Origin of the sequence: Corynebacterium sp. KPL2850 (assembly GCF_040225855.1) — a bacterium.
Lineage (GTDB): Bacteria > Actinomycetota > Actinomycetes > Mycobacteriales > Mycobacteriaceae > Corynebacterium.
On the sequence record NZ_JBEHFV010000080.1, the window covers coordinates 1 to 624 of the forward strand.

Annotated in this window: 1 pseudogene; it reads left to right on the top strand. The window is 51.9% G+C overall.

Annotation, left to right across the window (positions count from 1 at the left end):
- Positions 1–146 precede the first annotated feature (146 nt).
- Positions 147–548, top strand: a pseudogene (locus ABRP93_RS11655) (transposase family protein); the annotation flags it as partial.
- Positions 549–624 lie beyond the last annotated feature (76 nt).

Here is a 624-nt window from a genome sequence, read left to right on the forward strand (position 1 = left end):
GGGCGTTCTGACTCGATTACCAGGTTCGCGGCTTCACGCCGGTACTCCGGCGTGAATTTCTGGCGTTGTTGACTCACAATGAACATCCTCTCTTACGGACACAAAATCCGCACTAATCGGGTGTCCACTAAACGAGGGTAACCTCACAGTGGGAATGGACTCATCTGCGAATACGCAAAGCCTACAACTCACTGCTGCACCTATCGCGCAACAATTGGTTGTTTACTTACCTTAAGCCACCACCGAATGTGGCTGATCCTAAGCGCTGGGCTTCAACGACAAACAGTCTTGAAGGCGGCATAAACGCCCAGCTCAAACGCATCGCCGATGCGCACCGAGGCAGGTCAGGGGAACGCCAACGAAAAATGCTCGAGTGGTACCTCCACACCAAAAAGCAACTGCCTGACGATCCGCTAAATATCGCCAGGCAGTGCAATTATGGCCAAGATCAACTCGCCAAAGTCAACGATCTTGCCGAAGAAAACCACAACAAAGCCGACCAAGAAACAGGCCGACCGGCCTTCTACGACAACGCTATCCCAACCGAGTTGAGGTTACCCTCGTTTAGTGGACACCCTATTAGTACGGATCTTGTGTCCGTAGGAGAGGATGTTCATTGTGAGT